Consider the following 26,591-nt stretch of genomic DNA (forward strand, 5'->3'; position numbering starts at 1 on the left):
TCAGGAGGAAATATCATGAAACTATGCTATCAGGTGGCGACCCCGGATGTAACAGTTGCAGATTCGGTAACTGCTTATCAGGGAGCGCTTTCAGAGAGCTTTCAGGCTCTTGCCAGTCTTGGCTATGATGGGGTTGAGCTTATGACTCTCGATCCATCCCGGCTTGACTGGGAGGAGGTAAAAGCAGAAGCCAGTAAGAACCGATTGTCGGTTGCTCTTGTTTGTACCGGAGAAATATTCGGCCAGCTTGGGCTAAGCTATACGGATCCAAGGGCGGAAATACGGGCAGAAGCTATTCGGCGCTCCAGGGAAATCATTGATTTTGCCTGTTTTCTGGGAGCGGATATTAATATTGGACGTGTCAGAGGTCAATATTCCAGGGAACTGTCCAGGGATGAGACGGAAGAGCTGGCTGTTAAGGCATTTCAGGAGCTTTCAGAGTATGCGAAGCCAAGGGATGTTAAAATAGCTCTGGAAACGGTAACCATTATGCAGACCAACTTTATTAATACTCTGGAAGAAGGGGTCAGGCTGGTAGAACGGGTGGACCGGGGGAATTTTAAGCTGATGATGGATGTGTTCCATTTGAACCTGGAAGAGAAAGATATCTGTGAAGCGATCCGCAGATACAGTTCTTATAATATACATGTGCATCTGGCAGACAATAACCGGAGATATCCAGGCAGCTGTGGATTAAATTTTGAAAAAATCATCAATACCTTCAAAGAATGTGGCTATGAAGGGAATTTCTGTACGGAAATTTATCAGATTCCCAATCAGTATGAAGCGGCAAAGAGAGCGGCCTTGCATTTAAAGCCGATCTTAAACAAGGTGTATGGGACATAGAAAGGGGAACGCGGATATGAAGACAGTGGCATTGATCCATACAGTCAAACGTGTAGCTAATACATTTGAAGAGGCGCTTAGGGCCGGGGTGGATGAAACAATCAGGGTTTATAATCTGCTGGATGACTACCTGGCCAATCATCCCAATGAAGTTGGTGAATTTACTATAAATAACAGAAACCGCCTGTTTCAGGATTTAAAGACCCAGGAAATGACCGGTGCGGATCTCATCGTCACCACTTGCTCAACCTTGACACCGGTTGTGGATATGCTTCGGCCATTAATAAAGGTGCCGATAATCGCCATTGATGATGCCATGGCGTCAAAGGGGGTGACTTACGGCAGGCGGATTCTCATTATGGCAACGGCTGAGAGTACGGTTGAACCCACCAGGGAGAAGCTGAAAAAAGAAGCTGCTGCGGCAGGTGTAGAAATTGACCTGGATCAGATCGTCTGCAGGGAGGCATTTCATGCCATGAAGGAACTGAAAATGAATGTACATGACAACATTCTGAGGGAAGAGGCAGGAAAAATCCGGAATTATGACTGTGTGATCCTTGCTCAGGCTTCCATGGCCCATCTTCAGAAGGACATAGAAGAGATCAGCAAAATTGTGACTTTATCCAGCCCCTCCCTGTGTATCAGACAGATAAATGAATATTTTAAAGCAGAAGGAGTGTAACAATATGAATGCTGAAAGACAGCAGGAATTACAACGCTTATGTTTCAGATTTCGCAACGAATTGATTGATCTGCTTTACCACATACAGACCGGTCATCCGGGCGGATCATTATCCTGTACCGAAATCCTGACTACCCTGTATTTTGAAAAAATCAGGCAGGATCCCAGGCATCCGGACATGGAAGGAAGAGACCGGCTGATCCTATCAAAAGGGCACGCAGCTCCTATTCTCTACATCATCCTTGCAGAACTCGGATATTTTCCAAAGGAGGAACTGAAAACCCTTCGGCAGATTAACAGCAATCTCCAGGGTCATCCGTGTTTACATAAAACTCCGGGAGTGGAATTATCAACCGGTCCCCTTGGACTTGGGCTTGGGGCAGGCCTTGGAATGAGTCTTTCAGAACGGTTAAAGGGCAGCGAAGCCTATACCTACGTTGTACTTGGAGATGGAGAGATTCAGGAAGGCTCTGTCTGGGAAGCAGCTTTGGCAGCTTCCAAATTCCAGGCAGATCATCTGATTGCCATTCTGGACAACAATGGGGTCCAGCTTGACGGAACTCTGGAAGAAATCATGCCCATGGGTGATATTCCTGCAAAGTGGGCAGCATTTGGCTGGAAGGTACTGACCTGCGACGGACATGATGTAAAATCCATTTCCGATGCCCTGGATAAGGCCGTAGCCTGTAAGGGGAAACCTGTTATTATTATAGCCAATACAGTGAAAGGAAAGGGGATTTCTTTCATGGAAGGAAAGAATGTCTGGCATGGAAAACCCATTGGCGAAGAGGATTATAAGGCAGCGAAGATTGATCTGGGAGGTGCACCGGCATGAAAAAGGTTGCGATTCGAGATGCTTATGGAGAAGCTTTAAAAAAGCTGGGTCTGGTGAATGAAAAAATAATAGCACTGGAGGCTGATGTGGGGGCATCTACAAAAAGCGCTGTTTTTGGAAAAGAGTTCCCGGACCGTTATTTTAATGTAGGGATCAGCGAGATGAATATGACCGCCATGGCAGCAGGCTTTGCCTTGGAAGGATTCGTACCGTTTGTCAATACATTTGCAAGTTTTTTAACAACCAGAGGAGCAGATCCCATCCAGTGCCTCATTGCTTATGACAGACTGAATGTCAAACTGGCCGGAACCTACTGCGGACTGTCTGACTCCTACGATGGAGCAAGTCATCACAGTATAACGGATATGGCATTTGTAAGAGCCATTCCAGGGGTGACGGTGGTAAGCGTCTCCGATGCGGTGGAAACGGAAAAGGCGGTATTTGCGCTGGCAGAATATGAGGGACCTGTGTATCTACGTTTAAGCAGAGCGCCTGCGCCTGTCATCTATGATGAAACATTGAAGTTTGAAATCGGGAAGGGGATTGTCATAAAGGAAGGATCGGATGTGACTATCATTGCAACGGGAACGGTACTGCATAAAGCCCTGGAAGCAGCAAAGTTGTTAAGCGAGGAAGGAATTGAGGCAGCTGTGATTGATATGCATACCGTTAAGCCGATTGACCGGGAGCTAATATATTCTTATGCAAAAAAAACAGGAGCCATAGTGACTGTGGAGGAGCACAGTATCCATGGCGGTCTGGGTAGTGCAGTCGCAGAGGTACTGGTACAGGAATGTCCTGTCCCGGTGGAAATAATTGGAGCAGAGGAATTTGCAGAATCCGGGGACTATGAGCAGCTTCTGGAAAAATACGGATACAGCAGCCGGGAGATCGGTGCAGCTTGTCGGAAGGTAATGGCAAGGAAGTGATGCAGGATGAATGAATCTATGAGAAAATATATGAAGATCGGTATGATTTTGCATATGGCATTCCGTGGACTGGCTTCAGGGGAAGGTCCTACACTGGAATGCTTGAAAAAAATTGTAACCGATGAGTATTTTGAGGCAGTGGAAGTTACCTGGATCCGTGATCCGGCGGTAAGAAAACAGGCAGCGGATATGATTCGATGCGGCCATATGGAAGTTGCTTACGGGGGACAGCCAAGGATGTTAACAACCGGTGGAAACATCAACGACCTGGATGAGCAAAAGAGGCTTGCGGCACTTGCTTCCTTAAAGGAAGGAATTGATGAGGCCTATGAAATCGGAGCATCAGGTTTTTCGTTTCTTGCCGGAAGTTATGAGGAAGCAACCAAGAGGCAGTCTCTGGAATCTCTTTTAAAGAGTTCAGGAGAACTCTGCCGTTATGCAAAGGCAAAGGGGGATATGCTGGTCACTCTGGAAGTATTTGATTATGACATTGATAAGAGATCCCTGTTGGGACCTGTTAAGCTTGTAAAAGAGTATGCAGAGATCATGAGTTCAGAATTTGATAATTTTGGTCTTTTGGTCGATTGCAGTCATATCCCCATGCTTCACGAAACGTTTGAAGAGAATCTGATACCTGTTGCCCCCTATATCAGGCATGCCCATATGGGAAATACCGTGATCCGCAAGCCTGCATTACCGGCCTATGGAGATCAGCATCCAAGGTTTGGATTCCCAGACAGCGAAAATGATGTGAAGGAACTGGCTCATTACTTAAAGGTCTTACTAGAGATCGGTTTTCTGAACAAAGAGAACAGGCCGATTGTAAGTTTTGAAGTAAAACCGTGGAAAGAGGAAGATAGTGAAGTGGTGATTGCTAATGCAAAAAGGACTCTGAATCTGGCATGGGATATGATATAGCAGGATTCAAAAGAACAGAATAGCTACATACCGTATGGCGCGGAGGAGATGGAGGTAAAAAATATGAAAGACCCAATTCAAAAATATTTTCAGATAGGAACCATACAGTGGATGACTCATCCGCCGATTTCCTATAATATAGTAGATTCTGTAAAGACCATTGCATGTGACGAATATTTCAGTGCACTTGAAATTACGGAAATAAAAGATAACGCCGCAAGAGCGAAAGTAAAAGGCATGTTGGAGCAGTCTCATCTAAAGGTTTGCTATGGGGCTCAGCCAAGACTGCTGGGACCGAAACTAAATCCCAATGACACCAATGAGGAGGGAAGAAAGAAAGCGGAAAAAACGCTGATGGAAGCGGTGGATGAAGCGGAATACATGGGAGCAAAGGGAGTCGCTTTCCTGGCAGGAAAATGGGAGGAGGAAACAAAAGAACAGGCATATGAGCAGCTTTTAAAAACCACCAGAAATCTTTGCAATTATGCGGCAGATAAAGGTATGATGATCGAACTAGAAGTATTTGATTATGATATGGATAAAGCAGCATTGATCGGCCCGGCACCTTATGCAGCCAGATTTGCAGCGGATATGCGCATGACCAATCACAACTTCGGCCTTCTGGTAGATCTGTCCCATTTTCCTACAACGTACGAAACCAGCAAATTTGTCGTACAGACCCTTCGCCCCTATATTACCCATTTCCATATTGGCAATGCTGTTGTTAAGAAGGGCTGTGAAGCTTATGGGGACCAGCATCCCAGATTTGGATATCCGGACAGTGCCAATGACGTGGAAGAGTTAAGAGATTTCTTTACTGTTTTAAAAGAGGAAGGTTTCTTTCAAAAGGAAAATCCATACGTTCTTTCCCTGGAAGTTAAGCCGTGGGGAGAGGAAGATGGGGATATAATCCTGGCCAACACAAAACGTGTGATTAACCGGGCATGGGCGCTGGTAGAAGACTGAATAAGGGAGGATAGAAAGATGAAAATAGTAATTTTAGATGGATACACAGAGAACCCGGGAGATCTGTCATGGGCAGGTTTTGAGGCATTTGGAAGTTTGACCGTATACGACAGGACGCCTGCTTCTGAGATTGTGGACCGAATCGGAGATGCAGAAGTAGTCTATACCAATAAAACACCCATATCAAAAGAGACCATTGCAGCATGCCCGCACCTTAAATTTATCGGTGTACTGGCTACCGGATACAACGTGGTGGATGTTGGGGCCGCAAGGGAAGCAGGGATCCCGGTTTCCAATATCCCGACTTATGGGACGGACGCAGTTGCCCAGTATACCATTGCACTTTTGCTGGAACTGTGCCATCACATCGGGGAGCATTCTGATTGCGTAAAGAGAGGGGATTGGACCAATAGTCAAGACTGGTGTTTCTGGAACCATCCGCTCATTGAGCTTGCCGGAAAAACAATGGGCATTATTGGATTTGGACGAATCGGGCAGGGAACGGCCAAAATAGCCCAGGCACTGGGAATGAAGGTACTTGCATTTGACGAATATCAGAATAAGGCACTGGAGACGGAGACCTGCCGCTATGCTTCGCTGAATGAAGTGCTGGCAGATTCCGATGTAATTGCATTGCACTGCCCGCTGTTTCCTTCCACAGAAGGGATTATTAACAAAGAAAATATTGCAAAGATGAAAGATGGGGTGATGATTATAAATGATTCCAGAGGACCGCTGATTGTAGAGGAAGATTTGCGGGAAGCGTTAAACAGCGGAAAGGTAGCCGGAGCAGCAGTGGATGTAGTATCTACCGAGCCGATTAAAATGGACAATCCGCTGCTAGGCGCAAAAAATTGTCTGATCACCCCTCATATAGCCTGGGCGCCAAAAGAATCCAGACAAAGACTAATGGATATTGCGGTGGACAATTTAAGGGCCTATCAGGCAGGCACTCCGCAAAATGTAGTAAATAAATAGAATCCGACCAGAGTATAAATTCCAACTGGGTATCAATGTTTTCAATGCAAAAGAGCATCTGACTATGTTACAATATAAGTAATATTGTTGGATGCTTTTTTGCAAAGGATGGATGTTCGTATGGTAAAAATTCTGATATTTATGCCCCGTGATAACATGAGAGAACGATTTGAGAGGGCTGTTTTAAAATTGAGTCCAAAAGGAGAAGACATCAGAGTGGAACTGATTCATGTCTTTGGAACGCCGGACTCTCTTTCCAAAAACAAGGACGCGGAAATTATGATGGCCAGGGGAATGACTTATGACAGGTTGAGAAAGCTGTTCCCCAAGAAGCATATCGTAGAGCTTCGCTTAACCAGTTTTGACATTGTGGATGCTCTGGTAAGATGCAAAGAAACTTTTGCACCGCGACGGATCGCTCTGTGCCTTCAGAAACAGGAATTTGCTTCTGTGAAAAACCTGGAGGTACTGTGTGGTGCAGGGATTGAATTTTATGATATTTCAGATGAAGAAAGCTGCATACAGGCCATTGAAGAGCTGAAAATCAAAGGGATTGATGCGGTGGTGGGGGCCGGAACGATCTGCGGGCTGTGTGACAAAAACGGAATACCGAGAATTCATATTGAGACAAAAGACATGGCGATTGAGCAGGCGCTTTTAGAAGCTGTGAATGCAGCAAGAACCATTAACAATGAAAGGGCCAAAGCCGATATGATGCGCATGATCCTAAATAGCAGTGAAGATGCGATTATAGCGGTCAATGAGGCCGGGAGAATTCTTGCGATCAACAACCAGGCCTATATTGCTTATCAGCTGTCCACTCAGGATCATTACATTAACAATTCTATTAAGGTCATTCATAAAGAGTTGAAGTGGCAGCAGGCTATGGAGTCCGGAAAAGAAACTTCAGAGCTGATGAAGATTAACAGTAAAAATTATTTTATTCAATACAAGCCCATCATGGTGGATAATCATAGTGCAGGAACCATGATTATTACCCAGAATGCTCAGAAAATCATGGAAACAGAAACCAAAATACGCCGGGGATTAAGCGAAAAAGGATTGGCGTCCAAATACACGTTTGAAGATATTATTGGAAACAGCCAGGCAATTAAAGATAACATATCCATAGCAAAAAGATACAGCAGCGTGGATTCAAACGTACTGATCGTAGGGGAGACAGGAACTGGAAAAGAGCTTTTTGCCCATAGCATCCACAGGGTAAGCAAAAGGAGTCATGAACCCTTTGTTGCATTAAATTGTGCGGCATTGCCTGAAAACTTGCTGGAAAGCGAATTATTCGGATATGAATCGGGAGCCTTTTCCGGTGCATCCAGAAATGGAAAAATCGGTCTTTTTGAACTGGCTCACAAGGGAACCATATTTTTAGATGAGATCGGAGAAATTCCATTTTCGCTCCAGGCAAAGCTGCTGCGAGTACTGCAGGAAAAAGAAATCAGAAGGATCGGCAGTGACCGGGTGCTTCCTGTGGATGTCAGGGTGATTTCAGCGACCAATATCGATATAGAAAAACAAATCAAAGAAGGTAATTTCCGTTCGGATTTGTATTACCGTCTGAATCTGCTGGACATTATCATTCCCCCTCTCAGAGAAAGAAAGGAAGATATCATGACCATGGTCGATTTTTACATGCTGCGATTTGCCTGTGAAATCGGCAAATCGGCACCCAGAATTTCCTCCGGAGCCGGTAAGCTGCTGACGGAATATGAATGGCCCGGAAATGTCCGCCAGCTCCGCAATATCTGCGAACGCTTAACCGTTCTAAATGATACGGGAACCATTCAGGAAAATGATATCAGGCAGCTTAAAATCTTTAAAGAGGTGGAAGAGAAAGAAAATATGTTTGGTCCAAAACTGCAAAGCACGGAATTGAATCAATACAGCGGTTTTTCTCCCAGAATGAAAAAAAAGGACCTGGCTGAAGAACTAGGGGTAAGCAGGACAACCCTCTGGAGAATGATAAAAAAACAGGAAAAAGATAATTAAGATGTCTGGTGGAAAGCGGAACAGGGTGAAGTCTACATTGTTTTAATGGGTGTTAAACAGTTGATTAACTGGACCGGGAGCGTATAAAATGGCTTATTTTAGGTTATATTTTTACAAGAAGGAAGTATGCTGGAACTGGTATGTATCCAGAGACACTATCACTTTCATTAAACCTGATTATTTAATAGAAATAATTGACAACCATATTGCCCTGTGGTAAACTGTATCAGTACAAATATGCGCCGATACTTGGTATTTCGGATACTCCAACCAATACTTGGTATGAGGTGAGACTTTAAGACTAAAGGAGGAAATCAACATGATTTCAAAGGAAAAGAAAGCAGCTATCATCGCTGAATTTGGCAGAAAAGCCGGAGACACAGGTTCACCAGAAGTACAGATTGCAATTCTGACAGAAAGAATTACAGAATTAACAGATCATCTTCAGAAGAACCCTAAAGATCATCATTCCAGAAGAGGACTTCTGATGATGGTTGGACAGAGAAGGGGTCTTCTTGATTACTTAAAGAAGACAGACCTTGAAGGCTATCGTTCATTGATCGAGAAGTTAGGAATCAGAAAATAATAAACCATTTAGGGTGGAGGACATCTCCACCCTATCTGTCTATTAGGAAAAGAATATTAAAAGTAGAAGCATTCCCCGAGACCGCTGATGTGTGCGTAATAAGCAGAGCCAAGAGGCGGGAAGGGGGCGCTGATATGCAAGCATATCCGCACCCCCTTCCAGTCTCTTGGCGAGCAACCGCGAATGAGGGACTAAAAGTCCCGAATTTGCGGTTGCGGATTCTGCCCCCAGCGGGCCGCATAATCAAACTCATTTTTTAATTATTGCGCGCAGATCAGTAGTTTCGGCGTCTTCTACTGTTAATATAAATATTAATCAAGTAAAAGGAGATACCAGTATGTACAAGAGTTACAGTATGGAACTGGCCGGCAGAACATTAACCGTTGATGTCGGCAGAGTAGCAAAGCAGGCAAACGGCGCAGCACTCATGCACTATGGCGATACCGTAGTATTAGCTACCGCAACTGCTTCTGACAAACCAAGAGACGGAATCGATTTCTTCCCACTGAGCGTAGAATATGAAGAAAAATTATACGCCGTAGGAAAGATCCCAGGCGGCTTCAACAAGAGAGAGGGAAAAGCATCTGAGAATGCAATTTTGACCTCCCGCGTTATTGACCGTCCCATGAGACCTCTGTTTCCAAAAGATTATCGCAACGATGTAACCTTAGATAACATCGTTATGTCCGTAGATCAGGATTGCAGTCCGGAGCTCACAGCAATGTTAGGTTCTGCTATTTCAACCTGCATTTCCGATATTCCATTTGACGGACCTTGCGCTTCCACCCAGGTAGGACTTGTAGACGGAGAATTCGTTATCAACCCAACCCAGGCTCAGAAGCAGGTTTCCGATATGGCTCTTACGGTTGCATCCACAAGAGAAAAAGTCATCATGATCGAGGCCGGAGCCAATGAGGTACCGGAAGATAAGATGATCGAGGCCATCTTTAGGGCTCATGAAGTAAACCAGGAAATCATCAAATTCATTGACACCATCGTAGCAGAGTGCGGAAAGCCAAAACACAAGTATACCAGCTGTGCAGTGCCGGAAGAGTTATTTGCTGCCATCAGGGAAATCGTTACTCCTGAGGAGATGGAAGTTGCCGTATTTACCGATGAAAAGCAGATAAGAGAAGAGAACATCCGCAACATCACCGCGAAACTGGAAGAAGCCTTTGCAGAAAAGGAAGAATGGCTGTCAGTGCTTGGAGAAGCCATTTACCAGTATCAGAAAAAGACTGTCCGCAAGATGATCTTAAAAGACCATAAGCGTCCTGATGGCCGTGCCATGGATCAGATACGTCATCTGGCAGCAGAGATCGATATGCTTCCAAGAGTTCATGGATCCGCCATGTTCACCCGTGGTCAGACACAGATTTTAAATATTTGTACCTTGGCTCCACTTTCAGAAAGCCAGAGATTAGACGGCATTGATGATATGGAAACTTCGAAGAGATATATGCACCACTATAATTTCCCGTCCTTTTCCGTAGGAGAGACAAGACCTTCCAGAGGACCGGGACGTAGAGAGATCGGCCATGGTGCCCTGGCAGAGAGAGCATTGATTCCAGTTCTTCCTTCTGAGGATGAATTCCCATATGCAATCCGTACCGTATCTGAGACTATGGAATCCAATGGTTCCACCTCCCAGGCAAGTATCTGTTCCTCCTCCATGTCCTTAATGGCTGCCGGTGTTCCCATTAAATCGGCTGTTGCAGGTATTTCCTGCGGACTTGTTACCGGAGATTCCGATGACGATTACATCGTCCTGACTGATATTCAGGGTCTGGAAGATTTCTTCGGCGATATGGACTTTAAGGTAGGAGGTACCCATAAGGGTATTACTGCGATCCAGATGGATATTAAGATCCACGGCCTTACAAGACCGATTATTGAGGAAGCCATCCGCACCACCAGAGAAGCAAGACTTTATATTCTTGATGAGGTTATGGCAAAAGCCATTGCTGAGCCACGCAAGGAAGTAGGCAAGTATGCTCCGAAGATCGACCAGATTTCCATCGATCCTCAGAAGATCGGTGATGTGGTAGGTAAGCAGGGTAAAGTGATCAATAAGATCATTGAAGAAACAGGTGTAAAGATCGATATTAACGATGATGGTAATGTATCCGTATGCGGAACCGATCAGGCTATGATCGACCGTGCAATCCAGATCATTAAGAGCATTGTAACAGACATCGTGGCAGGACAGATCTTTACAGGCAAGGTTGTCAGAATCATGAACTTTGGTGCTTTCGTTGAACTGGCTCCTAACAAGGATGGTATGGTTCATATTTCCAAGCTGTCTGATAAGAGAGTGGCAAAGGTTGAAGATGTAGTTAACATCGGTGACGAAGTAACCGTTAAGGTTATGGAAGTCGACAAGATGGGCAGAATCAACTTAAGCATGAAGCCGGGAGATCTGGCTGCAAAGACAGAAGAGAAGAAAGAAGAAAAAGAAACAGTCACAGAATAAAACAGCTATGCCCTGTGGCAGACAGCAGATAGGCCAATATCCGTCTGCTGTCTGTTTTTTTACCTCATCAGATAAGGGCACGGATTGTGAATATCCGGCAGTTTTAGGAACGGGGAAGGAGTATATCATGGAAAAACAGACACTGGCAGAAATTGCATCCCAAAAATTATTGCAGATGATACAGGAAGAAGGTTATACTGCAGGAGACAAGCTGCCAACCGAGGCAGAACTGTCTGAAGTTCTGGGAGTAGGGCGTAATACGGTCCGTGAGGCCTTAAGGATCCTGATGTCCCGCAACATCGTCACCATTCGCCAGGGATCGGGGACCTTTCTGTCAGATAAAAATGGTGTGGCCGATGATCCTCTGGGATTTACCATGATAGAAGACAGAAGAAAGCTGACAGAGGATTTAATCCAGATCCGGGTCATGCTGGAGCCGCCTATTGCAGCCCTGGCGGCTCAGAATGCGGCTATGGAGGACATCCGTTGCCTGGAAGAAATACTTCTGGAATTAGAAAAGATGATGGAGAACCGGGAGGATTATTCGGAAAAAGATTCCCAGTTCCATGCCCAGATTGCCAACTGCAGCCATAATCTGATCATCGCAAATCTGGTTCCTGTCATCACCGATGGGGTCCGGGTCTTTGCCGGTTCAGTCCGGGAAACCGAATATGCACAGACGTTATTGTCTCATCGCAGGATTTATGAGGCGATCAGGGACCGGAGACCCGTAGAAGCACAGCAGGCTATGTATTTCCACTTAATGTACAACGAAAACCGCTATAAGGAAGAAGACCGGGAAAGAAACTGATTGAACCATGGTCTGAAATCCTATATTATGAGATAAGGCATATATTCATGGGATGAGTATATGCCTTATTTTTTACTTTTTCTTGACTTATTCCACAAAATATGATAAAAATAGAATATATTTGTAGGATGAATATTCAACCTATAGTGTTTATTTTTTTCTGGAGGTTAAAAATATTGAAACAATTATATGATGTACTTATTATCGGAGGCGGGGTTATTGGAAGCGCAATTGCCAGGGAAATGTCCAGATATCGCTTAAAAATAGGTGTTTTGGAAAAGAATCTGGATGTTTGCTGTGAGACCAGCGGACGAAATTCCGGAGTGGTCCACGGAGGATTCGCATACAACACCGATTCCCTCAAAGCAAAATTGTGTGTGGAAGGCAATAAAATCATGGGACAACTTTCCGAAGAACTGGATTTTGCTTTTCAGCGCTGCGGAAAAGTTCTGGTAGGTAATACACCGGAGGATCAGGAATCGCTGGAGCGGACCATGAAACAGGGCAAAGCCAATGGGGTAAGCGGGATGGAACTGATCGGAAAAGAACGGCTTCATGAACTGGTACCTGCTGTCATAGGGGAATTTGCCATGTATTCCGCTGAAAGCGGGATCGTAGATCCCTTCGGATATACCATTGCCCTGGCTGAGAATGCTGCGGAAAATGGTGTGGATTATTTCTTTGACAACGAGGTAACAGCCATTGAAAGAGATGCGGATTCCAATTATGTAATCACCACATCCGCGGGAACCTTTTACAGCCGCTGGGTAGTAAACAGTGCCGGTCTTGGCTGCGGGAAGATATCGGAGCTGTTGGGGATTGGCGGATATAAGATCATAGGTTCCAAGGGAGATTACATCATTCTGGATAAAAGGACCGGTCCATTGCTTCCCATGCCGGTATACCCGGTTCCCAGCAATACCTATATGGGGATCCATGTGACCAATACGACAGATGGCAATGTAATCGTTGGACCCAATGCGGATCTGACTGATAATTTTACATATTATGGCGTATCCCAGGAAAATATGGACTATTTAGCAAGTAGTGCCTCCGACTTATGGCCTTGTATCCATAAGAAGGACTATATCCGTAATTATTCCGGAATCCTTCCCAAATGGGTGGATGAGAATGGCGCAATCCAGGACTTTAAAATTGAGGTGCAAGATTTAAAAGCGCCGCGTGCAATCAATCTGATAGGAATAGAATCCCCCGGTCTGACTGCGGCTGTACCAATTGCACGCTATGCGGTCGGGCTCATGGCCGAGAGGGAAAAACTAACCCTTAACTCCTCCTTTAATCCCATACGCAAAGGTGTGGTGCGGTTTGCGGAGCTTTCAAAAGAAGAACAGAATCTGAAAATTCTGGAAAATCCTGAATACGGAGAAGTGATCTGCCGGTGTGAAACGGTGACAAAGGCGGAGATTCTCCAGGCAATCCATAATCCGCTTGGCGTAGACACCATGACCGGCATTAAGTATCGGACACGGTCCATGATGGGGCGCTGCCAGGGCGGTTACTGCCAGATGCGCATTGCACAGCTGTTGGAACAGGAACTGGGGAAAAAAGAAGATCAAATTCAATATGCCAGAAAGGGTTCTCAAATGTTCTTTGGCAAAGTAAGGCAGGAGGTGAAGTCATGAATGCACAATTAAAAGAGATTCAGGTGGAACAAGTGGATGTTGTCATAATAGGCGGTGGACCTGCCGGGCTGGCTGCAGCAGCAGAACTTTACCGCCGTGGAATTCATAACTTACTGGTCATTGAGCGGGAAAAGCAGCTGGGTGGCATTCTGCGTCAATGCATTCACGACGGATTCGGACTGACCCGCTTTCAGACTGCCTTAAGCGGTCCTGAATATGCACAGCGTTTCATTGACACAATAGAAGAACTGAACATTCCTTACATAACAGATGCAACGGTGTTAGAGGTAACTCATGAAAGACAAGTGACGGCAGTTACCAGAAAAGGCATGAGAACATGGCAGGCAAAGGCAGTGATTCTGACCATGGGCTGCCGCGAGCGTACAAGGGGTGCCATTGGAATTCCGGGTGAGCGGCCTACGGGCGTATTAACTGCAGGCGTTGCTCAGGCTTATATGAATCTGTTTAATACCATGCCGGCTAAGGAAGTGGTAATACTGGGCTCTGGAGATATCGGTATGATTATGGCCCGCCGGCTTACCTTAGAAGGGGCCCATGTAAAGGCTGTATTTGAAATCCAGCCTTATCCAAGCGGACTGCCTCGGAATATCGAACAGTGTCTCAATGATTATGACATACCATTGCATTTAAGCCATGGAATAACCGCTATTCATGGAAATACCAGACTTACCGGAGTCACTGTTTCTAAAGTAGATGAGAATTTTAAGCCGATTCCGGGAACAGAAAAGGAGTATCAATGTGATACACTCATTCTTTCCGTAGGTCTGATTCCGGAAAATGAACTATCCCTGGATGCGGGAGTTATATTAGATGAGCGGACCAGGGGAGCCCTTGTAGACGAAAATTTCCAGACTGCCGCAGAAGGGATTTTTGCTGCAGGAAACGTCCTTCATGTTCATGATCTGGTTGATTTCGTATCCATAGAGGCGGAGAGTCTGGCCGATTCTGTGGCAAAATACGTAATAGAAGGAAGTTTGAAGCCGGCTGCCATTTCAATTAATACGGATTGCAATATCGGATATACGGTACCCCAAAGAGTCAGCGGAGAAAAAGAATTCACGCTGTCCTTAAGGGTAAAAAGACCGATGAAGGACTGCCGCATTGTAGTGCGCCAGGCCGGAAAGGAAGTGGCTGTTAAAAAGATGAAAAAAGCCATACCGGCGGAAATGATCCGCTTTGTCATTTCACATGAAAAGCTGGTATCCGGCTCAGATTTGGAGGTGTGCGTAGAATGCTGAAGGAATTTACCTGTATTATCTGTCCAAACGGCTGCGGAATAAGCGCAGATATAGAAATAAAAGAAGGCGGAGACAGCCTGATACGTTCCATAGAAGGCGCCCTTTGTCCCAGAGGGGAGATTTATGTAAAGCAGGAACTGATCGATCCCCGTCGTAATATTGCAACTTCAGTTCTGGTAAAAGGAGGAATTCTGCCGTTAGCCAGCGTTCGCTTGACAAAACCGATCCCAAAAGACATAATCTTTGATGCCATGGAGGAGATTAAGAAATGCTGTCTGACAGCACCTGTGACAGCTGGAACGGTTCTCGTGGAAAATATTCTTGGATATGATGCAGATGTGATTGTGACAAAATCTGTGCCGGCCGGCAAACTGCTGAAATAATAAAAAACTGGTAATATGATATAGCCGTAAAACAGTCTTGTTTTACGGCTCCTTATGGTATCAAAATATGATACAAATCCTTTAGATGAAATAATCGGGAAATTCTTTTTTTAATATGGTCTGATCTGCCAGTGCGGTGGATATGTGCCGGATCATGGCTTCAGAAGCCTTTTTCTTATCTTTTTCCATGATGGCTTTGCAGATAGCAGAGTGATCGCTGATGACACGGTCTGATACATTGATCTGATAACTCAGCTTTCGCTGCCTGTCAAAGTGGGGCATGATGGTCTGCATAGTATCATAGATAAAGGTCATTCCACAGATATCATAAAATTCTTTGTGGAAAGCGATATCCAGAGTCAGAAATTTCTCGAAATTCTCCCTTGGTCCATTGGAGGCATAATCTTTTTGGAGAGTTATATAATCATATAAGTTATCCAGATGCTCCTGGGTGATGAAATCACAGCTCATTTCTGCCAACGGTCCTTCAATCATTTTTCTCATAGTACATACCTGTTCCACAATATTAGAATCGATCAGAGAGATAAAAATTCCTTTTTGAGGATAGCTTTCGATCAAATGGCCATTGGTAAGAGAAAGAATGGCCTCTCTAACCGGAGTCCGGCTGATGTTTAATTCTTTTGAGATTTCTATATCAGAGATTTTTTGTCCCGGTGTGAAATCCAGGTTGATAATCTGGTCCAGAAGAAACCGAAGGGCATATTCACGTGCAGACTCTCCCGGGTTTTGGGTAAACTTTTTTGTCATTTCAGCGCTCCTTTGCGTTATAGCTATGTCACGGAAAGATTCGGACATGGATATTTTAAATTGAAATCAATATATTACTTTCAAGAAAAATTAGCACAATAGATACAGTATACGGTACAAGTAATGTTTTTTCCATGGATGAAAATAATAAATATAAATAAAAAAATATACTATAATCACATGGAAAATGATTATTATCGTCAAAGTGCACAAGAAACAGAGGTTTTAAATAGATAAAAGAAACAAAATCCTTGTTAAAAAAATATTTATTATTGCTTTTCAAACGCTGCTATAGTATACTAACGCCATGAAAATATATTACTACTGAATTAATATATTTCTAAAACAATTCAATCGAATTCATAATTCGTAAGAGGAGGATTACAACATGAGAAGGATGAAAAAAGTTTTATGCATGGCAATGGCAGTTGGTATGACTGTCACATCTCTGGCCGGCTGCGGCAGCAGTACATCAGGTGCGAAAGCTCAGGCTTCCGGGGAAACTCAGGCAGGTGCCAAGTCGACTGCTACCGGAGCTCCGATCAAAGTAGGAGTATCCAACATGGTAACAGGCCCTATGGCAGCAGGCGGACTTCGTATGAAGCAGGCAGTGACTATGGCATTTGAAGAAATCAATGCCAAAGGAGGCGTGCTGGGTGGAAGACCTTTGGAGATGGTTCTGGTTGATGACACAGGAACTCCTACAGGTGCGGTAAATGCAGTCAATAAGATCCTGGGCGAGAATGTTTCTGTGGCAATTGGTCCTCATACTTCTCCAATGGCATCTGCAACTCAGGAATTATATCGGAAGGCAGGCGTTCCTTTCATCAGCGCTGCCACATCACCAAAGCTTTTAGAAGCACAGAATCCATACTTTTTCCGTATATCCGTTTCCGATGGAGCTGTAGGACCAGCTATGGTAGAGTTTGCCAAGGACCAGTTTGGTGCTGCAAAGGTTGGAGCTCTCTATGATACAGATGATTACGGTGTAGCGGCTGACAATGCTACAAAAGTGTATTGCGAACAGAATGGCATTGAATATTACTCAGAAGGCTTTACATCAGGCGATAAGGACTTGACTTCACAGCTTTCCAAGATCAAAGGCTGGGGACCTGATGTTATCTTCGACTTTTCCCATGACGCAGAGGCTGCTTTGATTGTTCGTCAGCTGGACGAGCTTGGCATGGGAGATCTTCCTCATGTAGGACCTAACGCTCTGGCACAGTCTCAGACCTATGATTTATGCGATGCAAAACAGCTGGAAGGTACCTATGCATCTACGGATTTCTATGCTGACCAGACCAATGAGACCATGAAGAAATTCTTAGATGATTTTAAGGCACGCTGGGGAGCTGATGTGGAACGTTATGCAGCTATGTATTATACTGCTGCTTACTTAACCGCTGATGCCATTGAACGTGCTGGCTCCGATAAACCGGAAGATATTCGCAAGGCTCTTTCTGAAACAAAAGACTTTAATGCAGTATTCGGTAAACTTAATTGCTCTGAGCAGGGCGAGATGAACCGGAACCTTTATATTCTGGAGTTTGACGGAGAAAAGAATATGTCTGTGTCCAAGCAGGTATCCTTAGACTGATTATAAAAAGGGAATGAACGGCACCCGGCGGCTTAAAACAGCTGCCGGGTGCAAATAACGAGGAGGTACTACATATGCAGGTATTCGTACAGCTGCTCATTACCGGGATTGCCATGGGTTTTATCTATGCTCTGGTAGGTATTGAGTACACTCTTATCTGGAACGCAACAGGATTACTTAATTTCAGCCATGATAAGTTCATCTTATTTGGAGCTTATATGTTTGCCGGTACCTATGTGTTAGGTCTTGGGCTTCCGCCGATACTAGCAATTCTTTTTGCTGTCCTTACCATGTTTTTATTTGGAATTGTCAGCGCATTTGTGATTTTTAACCCGCTCAGCAAGCTTTCCACCAATTTATTCGCGGTTATCGGAACGGTTATCCTTGGCAGAATCATGATAGAGTCGGTTCGTCTGATCTGGGGTCCCCTTCCCTTTACACTGGATAATTTCTTGAGAGGATCCATTCACTTTGGTTCTGTGGTAGTCTCAAAAGCTCATTTGGTGATTATTGTGGTATGTTCCCTGATTACTGCAGGCCTCCAGGTTTTCTTTAAAACAACCAAGACAGGAAAAGCCATGCGCTGTGTATCGGAAAATAAAACCGCGGCCTCCTTAATGGGAATCAATGTTCCCATGAACATCGCTTTTACCATTGGTTTATCAGCGATTGTCTGCGCCACCATCGGAATCCTGGTCATTCCTATCTTCAATGTGGAACTTCAAATGTCATCCATGATCGGTTTAAAAGGATTTGCATCCGGTGTCATCGGTGGTTTTGGCTACCTTCCCGGGGCGATAGTGGGCGGTATTCTTCTGGGAGTGGTTGAAATTTTTGGAAGTATGCTGATCCCATCTGTTTATAAAGACTGTCTGTCATTTGTACTGTTAATCATTTTCTTGTTGGTCAGACCGTCAGGAATTTTGGGAAATAAGAGATAAGCGAGGAGGAAGGCAATGAAAGTAAACAAAACATCGGCATTAATTGCAGTGGCAGCCATTGCTCTGGCAGCGATCCTACCTATGTTTATTTCCAATAATTATCATCTGAATCTGATGATCCAGGTGTTAATTAATATCATCATAGTAGTGGGTCTTAATTTCATAACCGGTCTTACCGGTCAGATGAATCTGGGAACTGCCGGTATTTTCTCTATGGGAGCATATACGTCTTCCCTGCTGGCCACAAGACTTGGGATCAATCCATGGATTTGCTTAATCGCTGCCGTGGGAATGGGATTTTTAATAGGAATGGGTCTTGGCTATCCTTCCTTAAGGGTATCCGGAGTATATCTGGCCCTTACTACCATTGGTTTTTCTGAAATCGTTCGTATTCTGATGACGAATTTGACAGGTTTAACAGGAGGAGCATTGGGTGTAACGGGAATTCCCCCATTTTCTATCCTGGGTCATAAGTTCCAGACAAATAAAGAAATTTACTATCTCTATCTGGTCATAGCGATCATTCTTATCTTTAATGCATACCGGATTGTTAATTCCAAATGGGGACGGGCTTTCCTGGCAGTTAAGGATAATCCGGATGCGGTGGAAGCAGGAGGAATCAACATTGCGTCCATTAAGATTTTGGCATTTACCCTTGCGGCCGTTTATGCAACCGTGGCAGGAAGCCTTTATGCCCATTACGTTGGATTCATCAATCCAAGTGCATATAACCTGGAGTATTCCATTAACTACGTTGTTATGCTGGTTATCGGAGGAATCGGTTCTGTACCCGGTAATGTCCTGGGAGCGATTCTGGTGACTCTGGTGCCGGAATTATTAAGGTTCATGGAAAATTACTACTGGCTGGTATTTTCAATCATCACTCTGCTTTTTGTCATCTTCTTGCCAAACGGGATGGTTTCTCTGTTTAAAGGAAAGAAAAGGGAAGAAAAAGCAGGGAAAGGAGCACAGGCAAATGACAGATAACAGAGAAGGAAAATCCATTTTAACCCTAAACCATGTAACAAAACGCTTTTCCGGTTTGGTTGCGGTAAATGATCTGTCTTTGGATATGAAGGAACGCACCATTCATGCTTTGATCGGGCCAAATGGAGCAGGTAAGTCAACTGCGATCAATATGATCACCGGCCTTCTGCCGTTAACAGAGGGCGAGATCTACCATGAGGATACGAAAATAAGTGGTATGAATGCCCATCAGATTGCCAGAACCAGCTGCAGCCGTACCTTCCAGAATTTAAAATTATATCGTTCCATGACAGTAAAAGAAAACTTAATGATGGGAAATATGACAGACCGGAAGCAGGGCTTTGTGCCTTTTCTGTTTGATATTAAGAACGCAAACAAAGAAGAGAAGCTGATGAATGAAAAGGCAGATCAGATCCTGGAGTTTATGGGATTAAAGGATCTGGCGGGAGAGTATCCGGCCAACATGCCTTACGGGAAACAGAAACTTACGGAGCTTGCCAGGTCTCTTATGTCAGATCCAAGACTTCTGTTTTTAGATGAACCGGCCGCAGGGCTCAATCCATCTGAGCGTGTGGAATTTGTAAATATTATGCTGAAGGTATTTGATTCCGGCATTGACATTTTCCTCATTGAGCACAATATGGATGTCATCATGAATATCAGCAATTATATTACCGTTATTAACTTCGGAGCTAAAATTGCTGAAGGCACACCGGAAGAAATACAGCAGGATCCGGTGGTAATAAAGGCGTATTTAGGCGACCGGTATAAACAGAATATGGCAAGGGGGGCTTCAAATGCTTAAGGTAAATGGCATTGACGTATATTATGGCAAAGTTCAGGCTCTGTTTGACGTATCCATTGAAGTGGGAGACCGGGAAATTGTATCCATCATCGGAGCAAACGGAGCAGGAAAGACTACTCTCATGAAGTCCATCATGGGAATCAATAAACCGAAAAACGGTACGATCGAATACAACGGCCAGGTTATAAGCGGTCTCCCTCCACATAAGGTGGTAAGTAAAAAAATTGTTTATATTCCCGAAGGCCGTGAAATTTTCCCCAATATGACGGTTCAGGAAAATCTGGAAATGGGCGCCTATTCGGTAAAGCTATCAAAGGCAGAAATGGAGCGTCATCTGGAAGAACAGTATGAAATTTTCCCACGATTAAAGGAACGGGCAAAACAAAAAGCCGGCTCCATGTCAGGAGGGGAACAGCAGATGTTAGCCATAGCAAGAGGACTGATGTCCGATCCAGAGCTTTTGATGCTTGATGAGCCAAGTCTTGGCCTTGCACCAGTCATTGTTGATGATATGTTTGATGTAATTGTCCGCGTAAATAAGGTAAGAAATATTCCGATTGCTATCGTGGAGCAGAATGCATTTATGGCCATGTCCATATCTGACAGAACCTATGTATTGGAAGTGGGTAACCTTGTTACCCATGGAGAAAGCAAAACACTGATGGATTCTGATGAAATTAAAAAAGCTTATCTGGGAGGCTGACGGCCTCCCACTGTCGACATAATTTATGGAGGTAAAAGAAATTGCGCGCTATTTATTTAGAAGAACCGTGGAAGGTTGCATATATTGACAAGGAAAAACCAGAACCAAAGGAAGGACAGGCCCTTATAAAAGTAAGGGCGGCAGGTATCTGCGGAAGTGATATAGGTGCTTACCGGGGTACAAATCCTCTGGTATCCTATCCAAGAATTATCGGCCATGAGGTTGTAGGAGAGGTGATTTCCATTCCGGAGGACAACGCAAAAGGAATCAAGGCAGGAGACCATGTGATCGTAGATCCCTATCTTTTTTGCGGAGAGTGCTACCCCTGTTCCATTGGACGCACCAATTGCTGTACCGATTTAAAAGTACTTGGTGTTCATGTGGAGGGAGGAATGTCCGACTATATGGTACATCCGGCAGATATGCTGTGGAAGCTTCCCGAAGATATGCCATGGGATATTGCACCGATGGCAGAGCCTCTTACCATTGCCTTACATGGCATTCACAGAGGCGGTTTAAAGAAAGGGGAGCACGTGGCGATCATAGGGGCAGGCCCCATCGGCCTTTTGGCAGCCATGTCAGCTCTGGCTTATGGGGCAGAGCCTATTGTGATTGACGTTGTGGCTGAGCGCCTTTCATTTGCTAAAGAACTGGGAGTAAAATATACCATTAATTCGGCAGAAGAAAATCTGACAGAAAAGGTATTAGAATATACAAATGGACGTTTGGCAGAGCTTGTTATGGAATGTTCCGGCGCAAACCCGGCAGTCCGTTCTGCCCTGGACATTACTGCTAACGCAGGCCGGATTACGCTTACCGGCTGGCCGAAAAAAGATACTCCGCTTCCTACCGATATGATCACAAGAAAAGAAATTGATATCCGCGGAGCCCGTACCAGTGCCAATGAGTTTGAAGAAGCCATTGAGCTCATCCATACAGGCAAGGTAGATGTGAGAAAAATACTGACCAAAACCGTTACGATGGAAGAAACCCCGGCAGTGATCGCTGATATTGAACAAAATTCCGGTAACTATATGAAGGTAAACGTAATTCTGTAACGGATGGCAGGAGAAAAGTCATTCAGAAACAAATGATGATTGACAAATAAAGCATTAGAACGTATAATTGTCTGGATCGAAGATATAAGTATCTGATTTACAATTTCATATGCTTCATTAAGAGGGAGTAGTTTTAATGCATCGTCAACATCCTGACTGTCAAAGGGCAGCCTGGTGGTGCATGCCAGACAATGGTTACCAGACTTTTAATGTATTTATTCTGAATATTTAAATTTTTCAGAATAAGTGCATTAAAAGTCTTTTTCTTTTTCTTTTTAGGGCAATAATAAATCAGAGAGATCTATCAGTACATGTTGATGCAGGCTGTCCATATGGGCAGCAGAATGGAGGAAAGTTTGAAAGACTGGTATCAGAAAACAGAAGAAGAAGTTTTAGAAGCGCTTCACACATCAAAGGAAGGCTTAAGTGCAACGGAAGCAGCCGGACTTCTTGCCAGCAAGGGAGAAAATATTCTGGAGGAGGGTAAGAAAAAAAGCACCCTTCAAGTATTTGCCGAGCAGTTCCGTGATCTGCTGGTGGTCATTCTGATTGCAGCGGCCATCATTTCCATGCTTTCAGGAAATGTAGAAAGTACCATCGTAATCGTAGCGGTCATTGTGTTAAATGCGGTGTTAGGAACCGTGCAGCATGAAAAAGCTCAAAAGTCCCTGGCAAGCTTAAAATCCCTATCGTCACCAACTGCCAAGGTGATCCGGGATGGACAAAAGATTGAGGTCGCTTCCAAAGGCGTGGTTCCAGGTGATATCCTGCTGCTGGAAGCCGGAGATATGGTAGTGGCTGACGGGCGGATCCTTAATAATTATTCCCTGCAGGTAAACGAGAGCTCCTTAACCGGCGAATCTACCAATGTAGATAAGGAAGAAGGGACTCTTGATACAGAAGCACCATTGGCAGACCGGACCAACATGGTTTATTCCGGAAGCCTGGTTACTTACGGCAGAGCGGTTGTAGCTATCACCGGAACCGGAATGGATACGGAGATTGGAAAAATCGCCAGCCTGATGAATGCCACAAAGGAGAAAAAAACGCCTTTGCAGGTCAGTCTGGATCAGTTTTCCAGCCGGCTTGCCATGGTCATTATGGTAATCTGCGCCCTGGTATTCCTGTTAAGTATCTACCGTAAGATGCCCCTTTTAGACTCCCTGATGTTTGCCGTTGCTCTTGCAGTTGCTGCGATTCCGGAAGCCTTAAGCTCCATCGTAACCATTGTACAGGCGATGGGAACACAGCGAATGGCAAGGGAAAATGCCATCATCAAGGAATTAAAGGCAGTGGAAAGCCTTGGCTGCGTTTCCGTTATTTGTTCTGATAAGACAGGAACCCTGACCCAAAATAAGATGACGGTACAGGAAATCTATGTGGACGGCAAAGTCTGTCAACCGAAGGAGTTAGACCTTCGTAACCAGCTCCATCGGTATCTTCTTTATGATGCAGTGCTGACGAATGATTCCTCCATAGTGGAAGGAAAGGGGATCGGAGATCCTACGGAGTATGCCCTTCTTGAAATGGCAGGTAAAGTCAGCTTAAGCCATGATCTCATCAGGGATATGATGCGCCGTCTGGAAGAGCTTCCATTTGATTCCGACCGAAAGCTGATGAGTACCAAATACCATCTCCATGGTGTTCCTACCATACTGACCAAGGGTGCGGTGGATGTATTGCTTTACCGGACCACCCAAATCCGTACCTCCGAGGGAGTCAGGGAACTGACAGAAAAGGACCGGGAAAATATTCTGGAACAGAATATGAAATTTTCCGAGAATGGACTTCGGGTGCTCGCATTTGCCTATAAAGAGGTGGAAGAAGACCATGTGCTTTCCTTAAATTCAGAAAACGATTTCATTTTTATCGGACTAATTTCCATGGTTGATCCGCCGAGAGAAGAGTCTAAGGAAGCGGTGGCCGATGCCAAGCGAGCAGGAATACGGCCGGTAATGATCACCGGAGATCATAAGATCACGGCAACCGCCATAGCAAAGCAGATTGGTATTTTCGAAAAGGGAGATATGGCTGTTACCGGTGCGGAACTAGATGCTATGACTGATGACGAACTAGACAAAAATATTAGTAAGACTTCCGTATATGCCAGAGTGTCACCGGAAAATAAGATTAGGATTGTAGACGCATGGCAGCGGCGGGGAAATGTTGTTTCCATGACGGGAGACGGAGTCAATGATGCGCCTGCCTTAAAAAAGGCCGATATCGGAGTGGCTATGGGAATCACCGGTACGGAGGTTTCCAAGGATGCTGCGTCTATGATTTTGGCAGATGATAATTTTGCAACCATTATAAAGGCAGTTGCCAACGGCCGTAATGTATACCGGAATATAAAAAACGCCATTCAGTTCTTGCTATCCGGGAACATGGCGGGAATCCTTTCCGTCGTATATACATCGATCATGGCTCTTCCCGTCCCCTTTGCTCCGGTTCATCTGCTGTTCATTAACCTGCTTACAGACTCCCTTCCGGCAATCGCCATTGGTATGGAGCCTGCAGAGCATGGCCTGCTTGACAGGAAGCCAAGAGATCCAAAAGAGGGAATCCTGTCCAAGGATTTTATGCTTAAGATCCTGGTGCAGGGCGCGCTGATTGCCGTATGTACTATGACGGCCTTCCATATCGGCTTAAAGCATGGCAGTGCATCCACTGCCAGCACCATGGCTTTTTGTACCCTGACCCTTTCCCGGTTGTTCCATGGATTTAACTGCAGAAGCCGCCACTCTATTTTCCGGCTGGGCTTTGCAAGCAACTGGTACAGCCTTGGAGCATTTCTGGCAGGAGTTATTCTGTTAAGCCTTGTTATGTTTGTGCCTTTCCTTGAAAAACTGTTTTCCGTTACCCCTCTCTCAGGAATCCAGGTTGGCATCGTATATGGCCTTGCAGTCATCCCTACGATTATCATACAGTTAGCAAAGGTCATAAAAGAAAATAGGAAATAATTTCATTGAAAAAAAGAGGTTCAACCGTAAAAAAAGTGTTGAACCTCTTTTTTAAAAATGTTAAAATATTTCAGTACTTAAAAATTAAATATAGGAGAAGGGGACGACACATGACAGGACAACTTTCACTAAAAGTGAGAAATTGCGGACCGCTGTCCCGGCGGACGAAATTCCAAATTCTTGCCCTGGTGCCGATTTATTTTATTGTTGCAGGTCTCTTACTGCAGCCGTTCGATGAAATCTGGAGGGGTATCATTACGATTGTCAGGGAGCCAGATTTCCTGATTACGGATTATTTTGCCATTGGCGGCGTAGGAGCTGCTTTTGTTAATGCGGGGGTATTAACGTTATTAAGTATTGCAATTGTATATTTTCTTGGTATGGAGATGAGCGGCCATACTATAACCTCATGCTTTCTTATGTTTGGTTTTTCTTTGTTTGGGAAAAATATCATGAACATATGGGCTATTATGATGGGTATCTGCCTGTATTCTTATTATCACAAAACTTCCATTACACGTTATATTTATGTTGGCTTTTACGGGACCTCTTTGTCCCCGATTATCACTCAGATCATGCAGATCGGTAATTTACATTTGGCGTCCAGACTGATTTTGAGTATTTTTGTTGGATTGGGAATCGGATTTGTACTTCCGCCCTTGTCCACTCATACACATTACGCCCATAAGGGATATTCACTCTATAATGTGGGTTTTTCTGCCGGTATCATTGCCACGGTGATTGTATCGCTGATGAAATCCTTTGGAATTACCATAGAATCAAGACTGATCTGGTTTGAGGGCGACAATGAGCTGTTTGCAAGGTTGCTTCTGTTTTTGTTTTTTGGTATGATTATATTTGCATTTCTGCTGTCAGAGAATGTTGGAAAACGTTATCTGGAAATATTAAAAACCTATGGTCTCAGCGGAACCGATTATGTAAAGAGTGAGGGATTTGCACCGACACTCCTTAATATGGGAATTAACGGAATTGTGGCAACCTTGATCCTTGTTATGTTAGGAGGAGCGTTAAACGGACCTACCATTGGAGGGATATTTACCATTGTGGGCTTCAGTGCAACGGGAAAGCATTTGCGAAACATTCTTCCCATCATGATAGGAGTGATACTTGGAGGCGCGATCCAGAACTGGAGCATTACGGATCCCAACGCTCTTCTTGCACTTTTATTGTCTACAACCCTTGCACCGATTGCCGGTGAGTTTGGCGTTTTAGCTGGTATTATGGCTGGATTTTTACACTCTGCCGCTGCCCTTAACGTAGGCATTGTTTACGGCGGAATGAACCTTTATAACAATGGCTTTGCAGGAGGCCTCATAGCCACCTTCCTGGTACCGGTGTATCAATCTGTCCGGGATAGAAGCGCACGGGCAAAGGTCCATGATTCCTTATAGCTTTATGAGAAACGGAAGCCAGGATAAAATAAATTCAAGAACAG

23 protein-coding genes are annotated in these 26,591 nt (G+C 44.6%); 22 read left to right on the forward strand and 1 reads right to left on the reverse strand.

The window, feature by feature from the left end; all coding sequences use genetic code 11:
• Positions 1 to 15 precede the first annotated feature (15 nt).
• The 14 genes from ACHZES_RS20805 (at position 16) to ACHZES_RS20870 (ending at position 15,316) form a co-directional block, all read left to right on the forward strand.
• Positions 16 to 846, forward strand: coding sequence for a sugar phosphate isomerase/epimerase (locus ACHZES_RS20805; RefSeq protein WP_038277315.1), 831 nt, complete (start codon positions 16 to 18; stop codon positions 844 to 846).
• Between the two features lie 16 nt (positions 847 to 862).
• Positions 863 to 1,528 carry an aspartate/glutamate racemase family protein gene (locus tag ACHZES_RS20810; RefSeq protein WP_038277317.1) on the forward strand — a complete coding sequence of 222 codons (666 nt, stop codon included), beginning with the start codon at positions 863 to 865 and terminating at the stop codon, positions 1,526 to 1,528.
• A gap of 4 nt (positions 1,529 to 1,532) precedes the next feature.
• A complete protein-coding gene (locus ACHZES_RS20815) occupies positions 1,533 to 2,363 on the forward strand; it encodes a transketolase (protein ID WP_038277320.1) in 831 nt (276 codons plus the stop codon).
• Positions 2,360 to 3,292, forward strand: coding sequence for a transketolase family protein (locus ACHZES_RS20820; protein ID WP_038277322.1), 933 nt, complete (start codon positions 2,360 to 2,362; stop codon positions 3,290 to 3,292). Before ACHZES_RS20815 ends, ACHZES_RS20820 begins: the two co-directional genes overlap by 4 nt.
• 6 nt (positions 3,293 to 3,298) lie before the next feature.
• Positions 3,299 to 4,210: a sugar phosphate isomerase/epimerase gene (locus ACHZES_RS20825; protein ID WP_038277323.1), complete on the forward strand. Its 912-nt coding sequence runs from the start codon at positions 3,299 to 3,301 to the stop codon at positions 4,208 to 4,210.
• Between the two features lie 63 nt (positions 4,211 to 4,273).
• A complete protein-coding gene (locus tag ACHZES_RS20830) occupies positions 4,274 to 5,176 on the forward strand; it encodes a sugar phosphate isomerase/epimerase family protein (protein ID WP_395546483.1) in 903 nt (300 codons plus the stop codon).
• Between the two features lie 18 nt (positions 5,177 to 5,194).
• Positions 5,195 to 6,154 (forward strand): D-2-hydroxyacid dehydrogenase, encoded by a 960-nt coding sequence (locus tag ACHZES_RS20835; protein ID WP_395546485.1) that lies wholly within the window; start codon positions 5,195 to 5,197, stop codon positions 6,152 to 6,154.
• 120 nt (positions 6,155 to 6,274) lie between these two features.
• Complete coding sequence (locus ACHZES_RS20840) at positions 6,275 to 8,161, forward strand: sigma 54-interacting transcriptional regulator (protein WP_395546487.1); 1,887 nt, start codon at positions 6,275 to 6,277, stop codon at positions 8,159 to 8,161.
• A 319-nt stretch (positions 8,162 to 8,480) separates the two neighbouring features.
• Positions 8,481 to 8,747, forward strand: coding sequence for a 30S ribosomal protein S15 (gene rpsO / locus ACHZES_RS20845; RefSeq protein WP_024294143.1), 267 nt, complete (start codon positions 8,481 to 8,483; stop codon positions 8,745 to 8,747).
• Positions 8,748 to 9,084: 337 nt separating this feature from the next.
• A complete protein-coding gene (locus ACHZES_RS20850; RefSeq protein ID WP_038277330.1) occupies positions 9,085 to 11,220 on the forward strand; it encodes a polyribonucleotide nucleotidyltransferase in 2,136 nt (711 codons plus the stop codon).
• Positions 11,221 to 11,347: 127 nt separating this feature from the next.
• A complete protein-coding gene (locus ACHZES_RS20855; RefSeq protein ID WP_395546490.1) occupies positions 11,348 to 12,031 on the forward strand; it encodes a FadR/GntR family transcriptional regulator in 684 nt (227 codons plus the stop codon).
• A gap of 176 nt (positions 12,032 to 12,207) precedes the next feature.
• Positions 12,208 to 13,674 (forward strand): NAD(P)/FAD-dependent oxidoreductase, encoded by a 1,467-nt coding sequence (locus ACHZES_RS20860; protein ID WP_395546491.1) that lies wholly within the window; start codon positions 12,208 to 12,210, stop codon positions 13,672 to 13,674.
• The gene (locus ACHZES_RS20865) at positions 13,671 to 14,933 is read left to right on the forward strand and encodes an NAD(P)/FAD-dependent oxidoreductase (RefSeq protein ID WP_395546493.1); all 1,263 of its coding nucleotides are present in this window, start codon (positions 13,671 to 13,673) and stop codon (positions 14,931 to 14,933) included. Before ACHZES_RS20860 ends, ACHZES_RS20865 begins: the two co-directional genes overlap by 4 nt.
• Positions 14,927 to 15,316: a DUF1667 domain-containing protein gene (locus tag ACHZES_RS20870; RefSeq protein WP_395546494.1), complete on the forward strand. Its 390-nt coding sequence runs from the start codon at positions 14,927 to 14,929 to the stop codon at positions 15,314 to 15,316. Before ACHZES_RS20865 ends, ACHZES_RS20870 begins: the two co-directional genes overlap by 7 nt.
• An 81-nt stretch (positions 15,317 to 15,397) precedes the next feature.
• Here ACHZES_RS20870 and ACHZES_RS20875 read toward each other — a convergent pair whose 3' ends face one another.
• Positions 15,398 to 16,084 (reverse strand): GntR family transcriptional regulator, encoded by a 687-nt coding sequence (locus ACHZES_RS20875; protein WP_038277338.1) that lies wholly within the window; start codon positions 16,082 to 16,084, stop codon positions 15,398 to 15,400.
• Between the two features lie 388 nt (positions 16,085 to 16,472).
• On the opposite strand from ACHZES_RS20875, the gene ACHZES_RS20880 reads away from it, so the two are divergent.
• The 8 genes from ACHZES_RS20880 to ACHZES_RS20915 all read left to right on the forward strand — a co-directional run bounded on the left by ACHZES_RS20880 (position 16,473) and on the right by ACHZES_RS20915 (position 26,547).
• Entirely contained in the window at positions 16,473 to 17,681 is a 1,209-nt protein-coding gene (locus ACHZES_RS20880; protein WP_242843025.1) for an ABC transporter substrate-binding protein, read from the forward strand.
• Positions 17,682 to 17,755: 74 nt separating this feature from the next.
• The gene (locus ACHZES_RS20885; RefSeq protein ID WP_395546496.1) at positions 17,756 to 18,622 is read left to right on the forward strand and encodes a branched-chain amino acid ABC transporter permease; all 867 of its coding nucleotides are present in this window, start codon (positions 17,756 to 17,758) and stop codon (positions 18,620 to 18,622) included.
• A gap of 15 nt (positions 18,623 to 18,637) precedes the next feature.
• Complete coding sequence (locus tag ACHZES_RS20890; RefSeq protein WP_395546498.1) at positions 18,638 to 19,609, forward strand: branched-chain amino acid ABC transporter permease; 972 nt, start codon at positions 18,638 to 18,640, stop codon at positions 19,607 to 19,609.
• A complete protein-coding gene (locus ACHZES_RS20895) occupies positions 19,599 to 20,414 on the forward strand; it encodes an ABC transporter ATP-binding protein (RefSeq protein ID WP_395546500.1) in 816 nt (271 codons plus the stop codon). The genes ACHZES_RS20890 and ACHZES_RS20895 overlap by 11 nt, the downstream gene beginning before the upstream one ends.
• On the forward strand, positions 20,407 to 21,117 hold the full coding sequence (locus tag ACHZES_RS20900; RefSeq protein ID WP_038277348.1) for an ABC transporter ATP-binding protein: 711 nt from the start codon (positions 20,407 to 20,409) through the stop codon (positions 21,115 to 21,117). Before ACHZES_RS20895 ends, ACHZES_RS20900 begins: the two co-directional genes overlap by 8 nt.
• 41 nt (positions 21,118 to 21,158) lie before the next feature.
• Positions 21,159 to 22,175: a zinc-binding dehydrogenase gene (locus tag ACHZES_RS20905; RefSeq protein WP_038277350.1), complete on the forward strand. Its 1,017-nt coding sequence runs from the start codon at positions 21,159 to 21,161 to the stop codon at positions 22,173 to 22,175.
• 356 nt (positions 22,176 to 22,531) lie between these two features.
• Positions 22,532 to 25,135, forward strand: a complete 2,604-nt coding sequence (locus ACHZES_RS20910) for a cation-translocating P-type ATPase (protein ID WP_395546921.1) — start codon at positions 22,532 to 22,534, stop codon at positions 25,133 to 25,135.
• A 110-nt stretch (positions 25,136 to 25,245) separates the two neighbouring features.
• Complete coding sequence (locus ACHZES_RS20915; RefSeq protein WP_395546502.1) at positions 25,246 to 26,547, forward strand: DUF1576 domain-containing protein; 1,302 nt, start codon at positions 25,246 to 25,248, stop codon at positions 26,545 to 26,547.
• Positions 26,548 to 26,591: the final 44 nt, after the last annotated feature.

It is taken from the genome of Lacrimispora sanguinis (assembly GCF_044987295.1).
Taxonomy (GTDB): Bacteria; Bacillota; Clostridia; order Lachnospirales; family Lachnospiraceae; genus Lacrimispora; species Lacrimispora celerecrescens_B.